General features: G+C 50.8%; 9 protein-coding genes. All 9 read right to left on the bottom strand.

Annotation, left to right across the window (positions count from 1 at the left end; all coding sequences use genetic code 11):
• A partial coding sequence (locus H8S34_RS14800) for a plasmid recombination protein (protein ID WP_207725003.1) occupies positions 1-515 on the bottom strand: 515 nt, incomplete at its 3' end.
• Positions 516-754: 239 nt separating this feature from the next.
• Positions 755-1,114 (bottom strand): SdpI family protein, encoded by a 360-nt coding sequence (locus H8S34_RS14795; RefSeq protein ID WP_087990360.1) that lies wholly within the window; start codon positions 1,112-1,114, stop codon positions 755-757.
• A gap of 28 nt (positions 1,115-1,142) precedes the next feature.
• Positions 1,143-1,571 (bottom strand): GNAT family N-acetyltransferase, encoded by a 429-nt coding sequence (locus H8S34_RS14790; RefSeq protein WP_052776518.1) that lies wholly within the window; start codon positions 1,569-1,571, stop codon positions 1,143-1,145.
• A 37-nt stretch (positions 1,572-1,608) separates the two neighbouring features.
• Entirely contained in the window at positions 1,609-2,100 is a 492-nt protein-coding gene (locus H8S34_RS14785; RefSeq protein ID WP_087990358.1) for a hypothetical protein, read from the bottom strand.
• A complete protein-coding gene (locus tag H8S34_RS14780) occupies positions 2,097-2,345 on the bottom strand; it encodes a hypothetical protein (protein WP_087295647.1) in 249 nt (82 codons plus the stop codon). The genes H8S34_RS14785 and H8S34_RS14780 overlap by 4 nt, the downstream gene beginning before the upstream one ends.
• An 18-nt stretch (positions 2,346-2,363) precedes the next feature.
• Positions 2,364-2,636 carry a type II toxin-antitoxin system YafQ family toxin gene (locus H8S34_RS14775; protein WP_066859802.1) on the bottom strand — a complete coding sequence of 91 codons (273 nt, stop codon included), beginning with the start codon at positions 2,634-2,636 and terminating at the stop codon, positions 2,364-2,366.
• Complete coding sequence (locus tag H8S34_RS14770; protein ID WP_087295645.1) at positions 2,629-2,910, bottom strand: type II toxin-antitoxin system RelB/DinJ family antitoxin; 282 nt, start codon at positions 2,908-2,910, stop codon at positions 2,629-2,631. Before H8S34_RS14770 ends, H8S34_RS14775 begins: the two co-directional genes overlap by 8 nt.
• A gap of 244 nt (positions 2,911-3,154) precedes the next feature.
• Positions 3,155-4,684 carry a hypothetical protein gene (locus H8S34_RS14765; RefSeq protein ID WP_117508232.1) on the bottom strand — a complete coding sequence of 510 codons (1,530 nt, stop codon included), beginning with the start codon at positions 4,682-4,684 and terminating at the stop codon, positions 3,155-3,157.
• Positions 4,685-5,110: 426 nt separating this feature from the next.
• On the bottom strand, positions 5,111-5,941 hold an 831-nt coding region (locus H8S34_RS14760; protein WP_207725002.1), incomplete at its 5' end, for a plasmid recombination enzyme.

Here is a 5,941-nt window from a genome sequence, read left to right as displayed (position 1 = left end):
GTCTGCTTCCGGCCCAGCCCTTCAAATCCCTGCTGCTTTAACGCTTGTTTCATTGATACCCGCGTCGAAAGGCCCCGGCTCTGCTCCGTTGCCACCGGCACGAAGTCCACATGGAGGTGGGGCGTGGCCTCGTCCATGTGCAGCACCATATTAAACACCCGCAGATGAGGGTTGCGCTCCTGGAAGGACTCTGCAAACTCTTTGAGAGCTGCCGCCGCCCGTTCCCCTCCAGGGGAGCCGCACCCGCAGTCTGTCAAGTTGCCGATCTGGAAGATAGCCTCGTGAAATAGCTTTTCCTGCTTGCTCTGCCGGATATGCTCATAGTAGTCTGGTATCTTGTCCCTGGTCTTTTTCTTTTTGGCATTGTAGGCAGCCAGGGCTTCATCGAAAAGTTCGTGGTACACCTTTTTCAAATCCTCGTTGCAAAAGGTGACATTCTGCTCCGACCTGCTCCGGTCTACATTCGCCGCTGAAAAGCTCCTGTTGTTGTGCCGGATACTTCCCCGGCCCGTCATTCCCGAAATGGTTGTACCTATAAAATCACCCGTCCCTTTCCTGCAAAAAGCCCATATCCTACTATTCCTATTTTACCATAACTGGCCGCAGGCCACAACCTCTTTGTTACTTTCTTGTGAGAAAGTAACGCAAAAGCACTTTCACACCACCGCCCCTTTGGGGCTGGCAGTATGAAAGTGCCTTTGCGCCCTGCCGGGGGCTACAAGAGTCGGTAGCTCGCTGCTGCTTTTATACTAAGTTAGAATTTATCATCCAAAAATTTGTTTTTTATTCCTGTTTCAGTTTTGTAAAACCCAAAAAACAGAAATATAATTCCAACGGCTACTCCTGCAAATACGGTAGACTGTGCGGAAATATTAAGAAAAAGTAAGGATATACACAAAACGATTTCTACCAAACCTAATGTTTTGCCAATACCAATAAAAATATTAGGCGCTATGCTTTGTGCATAATCCCAATGCTCTTGTGACTTTCGTGAGGAAGGTGTGTTGTACCCGTTGCCAGAGTTCATATCTTTTACAGGGTGCTTCTTTAAGATATATCCCACAAAAATCATCACGAACGGTATTACGAAATTCAATATAAGTAATCCATACATAAGAACATCTCCTCAAATTAGGATTTGACTATCTCTTAACTCGTTTTGATAAATGAAGTTCATTATCATCTACATATCCAAGTTTATTATATACAGTTTGTGCAACAAGATTTTCTTGTCCTGTTAGAAGTTCATATTGGTGAAGTGGATAATTCTTACTACAATAAGCCTCTGCAAAAGTAATCATCTCACTCGCTAAGCCTCTTTTTCTGTATGCTGGTTTAACATACACTTCTGTAATTTCAGGCATATATTCATCATAGCAGAACGATTTTTTAAGCTGAACACAAACAAATCCAACTAACATATCATCTTCATCAGCAACGATAACAACTTCCTGTTTATTATTCATAAGGGAATTTCTAATATTGTCTATGCTTGTTTCGCTCTCACCATTAAATTCATCATTTAAGATGTTTAATTGCTCTGCATCATTTACTGTTGCAATTCTTACCATAATTACACCTCATCAAATTCCGATTTGTCAAGTTCTCTTAACCTCGAAACAACTTGCTAAACCAGCCCCGTTTTTGCTCCGGCGCCTGGTCCTGCTGATCCGCTCCGGCCTCCCCGGTAAGAAGCTGCTGCTGGATCGTCCCCGCGTGAAGAGCCTGGGCCGCTGCCGCCGTCTGCTGGGCAGCGGCCAGCGCATCAGTGAGCCGAGTAATGGTCTGAGCCTGCTGCTCGATCTGCCGGTCTTTCACTTCAAGCTGCCCTTGCAGTGTGTCGATGGTGGCCTGTAAAACGCAAACCAAATCGCCAACTTCACGGTTTTCGGTTTGCGTTTTAGTTTGCGATTGGTTTTCGATTTCAGTTTGCGTTTTTTCAAAAAAAGCCTGTTTTATCAAAGCTTCCTGGTGTTCATCAATCGCAAACTGGTTTCCGTTTTTTCGCAAACTTGATCGCAAACCCAGGTTTTCGATTTGTTTACTTACCGCTGTCTTTGATACCCCTATCTCGTCGGCTATCTGCCGGATCGTTTTCATACTTTCACGAACAGGCCCACAGGACACACACCCTTAAACCCAGGCGTAGATATGTACCAGCAAGCAGGGCCTGTCGGCTCCCAGGCTACTTCAAGGGTAATCTCGTGCCAGCCATCTGGAAACAAAGCTGTAAATCCCTCTCCTGCGTGTATGCCGCGCCCTTCCAGGAGCAGACGAGGGTGCGGATCATCGTCTGCCGGATCGGGAAGCTGTATCTGCGCGATCCTCTCTTTATCCCAGCTCATAGACCTTTCCTCCTTCCCCTAAAATAAGTCGCTATGCGATCCCGTCCGGGTAAGATATAAAATCAGCTCGTCCCCGTCCACTTCGTAGATCAGCAACCAATCCGGCGTAATGTGGCACTCACGACACCCCGCATAGTCCCCGGAAAGCTGGTGATCCCTGTTCTTCTCCGGCAACGGCTCCCCCGCAGCCAGCTTTTTAATAATATCGGTCAGCAAAGAAATATCAAAGCCGCGCTTTTTCACACGCTTCAAATCCTTCTGAAACTTTGTGGTTGGTCTTATGTTATACATCGGCAAGCAGCTCCTCCATCATCTGATCGACATTGGAATAGGTCTTGCCGAGGCTCGGATCGGCCTTCATTCTCTTTACTTCCTGGATTGCTTCGACGGTTTCTGCGTTCGGCACATCGCCGCTGATTTCAAAGGGTATTCTATACTCTCTCACCGCCTTACGAGCAAAAACATTGAACGCCGTTGTCATCGTCATTCCCATATCAGCACAGAACGCCTCAAACTGCCGCTTCAAATCTGCGTCCATACGGATGTTAATATTTGTATTCGCCATAGATAGCAACTCCTTTCGCTCTTATTATATACATTGTATCATTTTTTATTCACAATGTCAATATGCATTCCTGGTCGTTTACCCAAGCACTGGCCCTTAAACTTCCACCCTGGTATGTACGCATTTAGGGGGCAAAAAGCCTTGATTTATGCGGCTTTTCGGGCGCGGTAGCGAGGGGGCCGGTATATTTACCCTCGGAGGGCTGAAAACGGCTTCTAAAGCGTAACAGGGGCCTTTCTGGGCCTTATTCCTGGCCCCCATCGTGCAGCGCGTCCAGGAGCCAATCGCTCAACTCCTGGGAAGGGGACACCCGCACCGTTACATGCCCATTTTCAAAGCGTACCGCTGGCGGCGGGCAATCCCACCACTTACGGACGGTTTTCGGATCAAGGCCAGTTTCCCGGTGACAGTCAGCCTTGCGCCCCTCCGGGTGCTGCTGCCGCCATTCATAAACCCGCGCCTGGGCCGTCCCGCTGTCTTTAGGCCGCCCATTTCCTTCCCTCCAATCCTTTTTCCCTTGCTGTTTCGCTTTAATATCCCGAATGGCTCTTGCAATTTCAAGATGATCTGCTTGTTTTTGAAAATTACGCTTATTGACAGGCATAGTCAGGCCGGAGAGCTTCGCTATATCGTCCCTGGGGAATGTCACATAGTCCTCGTTGAACATCTCCAGGGCGCACACCACATCATCTTTTGTAAAGCGGTTTATATCCTCCACACTCATATCATCGTAGGGCCGGAGCAGTGCGAAAGCGTCCCGACGCAGCTCGTCCTCGTCTATCCCGCATTTTTTCGCATAAATCGCCAGCGTCATAATGCCATAGAAACGATGTCCCACCCGGATTTCATCGGCGATCCGGTGCAGCCACCAGTCGTAAAGGTCACGCTTGACTGTCCAGCGGCCCCGCCGCTCCTTCTTGACAATCCGCCGCTCATACCAATCCGGATACTTCTCCTTCGCCTCGGCCAGCGACAGGCGGCTCTTTCTCATAAGCCCCTCAAGCCGCTGCTGCTCCCCGTTACTGTCCGGGATATAATCAAGCAGCCGCGCCAGCTCCACCGGCCCGCCGAGCCGGAACGCCCTCACAGGGTACTCACGCCCCAACTTCGAGCCGGAGCCGACCACCCGAAAACCCTGCAAAATCCCCTGCATTTGCGGCTCCTTGATGGTGGAGGTAAACTTATTCCAAATCTGCCGGGTAAGGGCATATTTCAGCTCTTTCAAGCATTTTTGGTTGTGCGGGTACATAGGCACCGGCTCTTTCAGCACATAATACAGGTGAAGCCCCGTCCCGCTGTTTACAACAAAGGTTGCCTGGGGCAGAATATCCTTGTTCATCTGGTGCAGCGTGTCCCGAAGCTGTGGCATACCCACCCCGTCCAGGTCAAAGACCAGGGCATAGAGATACCGGGCATTTTTGCCGCACCGCCGCCGTCCAAAATAGGAGATAGGGGACATAATCGTGAAATCGGTGTCTTGCAGCTCCCGCAGCTCGTCCAGCTCGTCAGTAATGGTACAGCGTTTCGCTTTACCGTCCCCCTCAATCTGCAGGGCAATACCAGTAGCCTTGTCAACCTCACCTTTCGGCACCGTCACCGCGATCCCGTTTCCCTTCCTGTCCTCAAAATGACCCTTCCTCTCGAAAGATCCTTTCGGGAAGATCTCACGATAAAACTCATACGGCTCCACCGGCTCCAAAAACTTCCCTAAATGCTCGTTCTTTTCCCTATAAAGTTCCCGCAGCCGTTCCAGTGCTGCTTGCTGATCCGCCATTCCTTACACCTCTTTTCGTACATTCTGCAAACCCACAGGGGGAAAAGGGGGAGCCAAAGAGCGGCCCCTTCGGGGCCTTAAAGAGAAAGTCACCTCCCCCTTTTCCCCCTCGCTCTGGGGCATGGAAATGATGGAAAACCTTTCAGGTTTACCACATTCCCACACCCCGCCGCTCACCCCCATAACCCCCTCCGACTTTCTCCCTGTCCGAGAGAGAATATTTTATTATTTTTTCCCTGGCCTAAAGGCCATAGGGGGGCATATATTATCAATATATTTTATTCCCTATTTTACGACACGCTAACTTCCTGCTATCCCCTGTACCCCCATAGGGGGGCATATATTATCAATATATTTTATTCCCTATTTTTACTGTTATTATAGCCTGTCCGGGCGGCTCTTGCCAGGCCCCCTGACAGGCTTCTTTTACAGCTCCATACCACCCCAGGTGTGGCTCCGTTCCTGCTCTCTTTCCGGCTGCTGCACTTCTGGCACAGGTAGCAGCTCACGCGCCTTTTCGACCAGGGGCCGGAACTGCTCTGGCAAGTGCCGATCCAGGAAATCCAGCACCGCCCCGATCCCTTCCTGGAGCCGCGCCGAAAACCCGCGCGCCCGGCTCAAATCTTCTTCCAGGTATTCCACCTGCACTTTGAGCTGCCGATTTTCATTTTCAAGCCGCTGCCGCTCCTGGGCCTCCTTCAGCTTTTCTTTCGTCGAGGGGATTTTCTGCTGAAGCTGTTGGTTTTCTACCTTCAGCTCCCGCACCTTCTGCTCTGCCGCCGCGCCCCGGATCACCGCCGCCTTCAGCTCCTTCACCTGCTCCACCGTCACGCCCTTGACGGCCCCTGTCAGCGTCTTTTCCGGCTGTATTGCGTCCAAATCGGGCTTGACCTTCTCCACCGCTTTCAGCAGCTTCACATTCCCTTGCAGGGCCTTTCTCTGCTTTTCCAGGGCCGCGATCTCCTGCTCTGCCGCTGTCACCTGTTCCTGGATAGCTTCAAGCCGCTGGGCCGCTGCTCTGTACTCTGGCAGCTCCATATGAGGCCGACCACCGCCCAAGCTGATAATCTCAAACTCGTGCGCCTGGGCGATTTCCGTTAGGGATTCTTTCTCCCGTTCCATCCAGGCTTTCCATTCCGTCTGCTTCCGGCCCAGCCCTTCAAATCCCTGCTGCTTTAACGCTTGTTTCATTGATACCCGCGTCGAAAGGCCCCGGCTCTGCTCCGTTGCCACCGGCACGAAGTCCACATGGAGGTG

The organism is Pseudoflavonifractor hominis, from assembly GCF_014288125.1.
GTDB classification, from domain to species: Bacteria; Bacillota; Clostridia; order Oscillospirales; family Oscillospiraceae; genus Pseudoflavonifractor_A; species Pseudoflavonifractor_A gallinarum.
Note: the sequence above shows the minus strand (reverse complement) of the source record. Positions and strands in the feature narration are given on the sequence as shown.